The 3,903-nt window shown below is 49.8% G+C and carries 4 protein-coding genes; all 4 read right to left on the reverse strand.

Annotated features, from left to right (window positions below):
* Positions 1-1,192 (reverse strand): phage major capsid protein (locus QZ197_RS15840; protein WP_296433191.1); only part of this gene is annotated, 1,192 nt, incomplete at its 3' end.
* Positions 1,193-1,265: 73 nt separating this feature from the next.
* Positions 1,266-1,841, reverse strand: coding sequence for an HK97 family phage prohead protease (locus QZ197_RS15845; RefSeq protein ID WP_296433192.1), 576 nt, complete (start codon positions 1,839-1,841; stop codon positions 1,266-1,268).
* Complete coding sequence (locus QZ197_RS15850; RefSeq protein ID WP_296433195.1) at positions 1,834-3,039, reverse strand: phage portal protein; 1,206 nt, start codon at positions 3,037-3,039, stop codon at positions 1,834-1,836. The genes QZ197_RS15845 and QZ197_RS15850 overlap by 8 nt, the downstream gene beginning before the upstream one ends.
* A 4-nt stretch (positions 3,040-3,043) precedes the next feature.
* A partial coding sequence (locus QZ197_RS15855) for a terminase TerL endonuclease subunit (protein WP_296433197.1) occupies positions 3,044-3,903 on the reverse strand: 860 nt, incomplete at its 5' end.

Raw genomic sequence — 3,903 nt, forward strand, 5'->3', positions numbered from 1 at the left:
GCTTAAAGCCAACCATGCCAACTTGGAAGTTTTCAGCATAACGCTCGCGCAATGTCAGCATCTGGTAGCCCAGAACCTTACGAACGACATAGCGTGACAGGTCACCAAAGATCACAGGCTTGTTGCCAGTGCCCAAAGAGGCCATCGCTTGGTTTACGCTGTACTGCTTGCCCAGGAACTGATCTGGCTCACCGGTGCGAACGTCACCCATTGTCCAAAGATAATTTCCTTGGCCATCTTTAAGCTTACGAATTGCAGCCAGGGTAGAATCGTTAAACATCCAACGACACTTAGGGCTCATACGATAAGCAGGATCAACACTGTGGAACAGATCGATAAGCTCGTCAGATGTAACAGCAGCAACGGCGGCAGAAGTCAGACCCAAGCCAGAAGCAGTTACGATGCCGTTAGGCTGGTTTGTGCCGGTGCCGGTAGTCAGAGCGGTGTTAGCAGCTCGACCTAAACGCTCACCAAACAAATCACCCATCAGTGCTTCAATGTTGAAAGCAGAATCTTGCAGCAATTCGATAGGAACGCGAACCATGCCAGTATCGAAAACGTAAGAATTTAAAACTTTCTCAGAGAAAACAACATCGTCAGAACCATCATCATCAACAGAAGCATTCTCAGCTTTGAGACGACCAGACTTGTCGGTATCATTTACTGTAGGCCAAGGCAGGGCGTTACCAGTAGAAGTAGACAATTCGCGAACGATAGCGGCATCCCACATCGGTCCCCAAGTTGCCATCTGCTGATCGATCTGACCGCTGAAGCCTTCTGGTACTGTGAAACCACCAGCAGAACCTGGAGCAGTAGACTGCGCACGGCCTTCGACTTTGCCAGACAGCAGGATTGAACGCTCTTCAGAATCAAGCTCAGCAGAACCGAAACGTAACTGCTTCTCAAATACTTCTTTGTATTCTGGAGTAGACTTGCGAGCTTCTGCAACAGCAACAGCTTCACCAGCATTCGGGCGGCGGGCTTCAATTGCACGGGCTTCAGCATCGGCCAGTTTTACTTCACGCTCAACAGTCGCGCCGATTTTGTCATGGTCAACCATGATAGCGTCAAAACGTGCTTCAATTTCTTTAGCACGGCTTGAATCGGTAGCGTCTGTGATTGTATCAAGTTGCGAACGGGCTTCGGTAGCGAGTGTCGCCATCTGTTCCCGCAATTTAATAATGTTTTCCATTTTTAAAGCCTTTTTTGATGCCCAGCCAACGGGCGATTTGATGGCAATAATTAGCGGGAACCGCCGATTATTATTAGCTCAATGCTAATTTCATTCGCAACCGCGCAGCAATTGCTTCAGGGTTGCTTTCTATTTCTTTGGTTTCTTGCGCAGATCTGAATTCACTTAGTGAGCGCAGACCGATGTCGGTATCCTGATAAGCCGGATATGTAACGATCGAAACATCGTACAGACTAGCCTGGCGGATAGTGCGCAAAGGCATATCGCCGGAATCATCCCAGCTCTGCACCTCAGGACTAAACGCGAAACTCATTTTATCTAAGTCGCCGCGCTTCATCTTTGGAACAATTGCACGCACATCAGGGTCACTAGAATCAAGCTCAGCAGACATATACAGTCCGCGCTCATCTTCTGCCAGGGTTAGCGTGCCTGACTTGGTGCGCGCCATAGGCAAGCCGTCATGGTTAATCAAGAACATAACATCATCGCGGCCAATGGCATCAGCAAAGGCACCGGGTGCAATTTGCTCACGGTATGAACCGCCAATAATAGTTTCGGAATTGAAAACAGCAGCGTACCCACTCACGCTGATCGTATCACCTTCCGCTCGTATCTCGACCGGCTCACCTGATCTGATTTCTTTAGACATTTGTATCACCCATCTTCTGCTGCCCAAGCGGCACTGTGGCGCCTTGGACTAATAAATCGTTACCCAGATCCTTATCGGGTCTGTTCTCTTGTGCCCGCGCCTCGTTAGGAGTCAGGATAGCGTTTTGTATACCGGTTGCGTATCCGCTCATTCGAGTCGAGAAATCACCGCGCAATAGGCCGTCAAGGTTAAACTCAACGTAGAATTTCGCCTCATCGCGGCCGAAAAGCTTCAGGTTCATCTCTTGCTCAACTTGGGTTATCCAGCGGCGCAGCGTATGTTTGACCAGGTGAAGGTCTTGCTGCTCTGTATTGCTGAACGTGCCGTGCGTTAGGTCTTGCAAGAACACCGGCGGCAAAGAATAGATGCGAGCGATCTCTTCAACTTGGAAGCGCTTCAGGTCAACCAGCTGCGACTTTTCAGGGTCTGCGCCGATCGGCTTAATCTCATGCCCAGCCGGTAACGTTAGCGCCAGACGGTTTTCTTTAGTCTGCTGTTGGATCGCATTCTGCAAATCATTGGATGCGCGATTCAATGCTGACCCGGTTTGGAAGTTTCCGGTCATCACGAAAGGAGGCACGCCGCCATTGTTAAAAAACTTAGATCCGTAATTCGTTGCAGCGATTGCCAATGCTATGGCATCTTTGTTGGTCAAGATAGGGCTGATCGATGTAATGCCGTCAGACTCAACCGAAAAGAATATATCAATAATTTCGCTGGCCGCGTAGGTTACTGGCTTAGCGTCACCGCCTGGGCTGTATTCATACGTCTTCCGGTTTGACGAACGCTTAATAGTAACGTCGGCAGGGTCCATCGGCCAAAGATTAACCACCCTTCCATTTGATCGCTCTATATAAGTTATTGAACGACCACCGGTTAGGATGCGCTCGAACGTATATTTGCGCCAATCGAAAGAGCTGGTTTCATCGTTCACTGCGTCATGGATAACAGTTTGCAAACCGGATGTCATTTTGACGCGACCGGTTTCTGTTTTTTCGTAGACGTTTAAAGGAAGGCTTGCGATGGTGCCGGAGATAAACTCGACGGCGGCCCAGACGGCGGGAACGGTCAGGGCATTTTCAAGCGTGACGTTAACGCCAGCGACTGCACTACCGCCCCAGTTTACAGCCTGTGCTGTTACCGGAGTATTGGGGTTTTCCATTGATCGAACTTCTGGGGTTTTCTTAAACCATGCCATTAAATTAGCCCATGATGCTATAGTTTGAATCTTCCCAAGGCGACAAGGCTTCTGGCGCTTCAACTGTGGAGTTTAACACACCAATCGCCATAGTCAAAGCAGCCATGCCATCAATGCGTCCTGTTGCCTTGTGCTTGTCCAGTTTGCGGTTTCCGGCGGGGTCTTTTGTTATCACCGCGTTCGCCGCGCACATCGTTAGAACAGGCTGCATTGCGTGCGCAATTTTATCATTAAGCAGCGCCGCCTCAAGGGCATCGATTGCAGGCGACATATCCTTGAAGCCTTGGCCAAACTCAACAAGCGGTAAACTAATACCCTCCCGCTCACATTCCTTTTTAAATACATCAATGCGCCACCTGTCGAAAGCTAGTGAAACCAGATTCTTGTCGCTGACTATTTCGGCAATTTCCCGAACAATAAAACTGTAATCAACTGTCGCGCCTGGCGTTGTTCGCAGATAACCCTCGCGCACCCACACGTCATACGGCTGTCGGTCAACTTTGGCCCGGTCTAGCAGCCCAATCTCAGGCGTCCAGAAATATGACTCGGTGACCATCATGCCATCCGGGTTAATGCCCAGCACTACAAAGGAAGTTAAATCCGTCCTTGCTGACAGATCCAATCCGCCAAACCATTCTATCCCGCGCTCTGCTATTATAGCACGCCCGTTAAGATCCCAAACCGTCTTGGAAACGAACGGTGACATAGTGCTGACCCGCTGGTTCAGGTTCAGGTTGCGAAATGTATTTTCAAAGCTCGGCATCCTGTTGGCCTTGTCCGCCTGCTTTTCCATGTCTGACATTGAGCGAAACAATCCCAGCGCCGGGTTCGCTTTTGACCATTGCGCTTTGTCTAGCAGGTCAC

This window comes from Yoonia sp., from assembly GCF_017854415.1.
In the GTDB taxonomy this organism is placed as follows: Bacteria; Pseudomonadota; Alphaproteobacteria; order Rhodobacterales; family Rhodobacteraceae; genus Yoonia.

What these genes read in the sequence shown, in the direction of transcription:
- QZ197_RS15845 (WP_296433192.1), bottom strand. Translation starts at nt 1,841, where the DNA reads ATGTCTAAAGAAATCAGATCAGGTGAGCCGGTCGAGATACGAGCGGAA.
- QZ197_RS15850 (WP_296433195.1), bottom strand. Translation starts at nt 3,039, where the DNA reads ATGGCATGGTTTAAGAAAACCCCAGAAGTTCGATCAATGGAAAACCCC.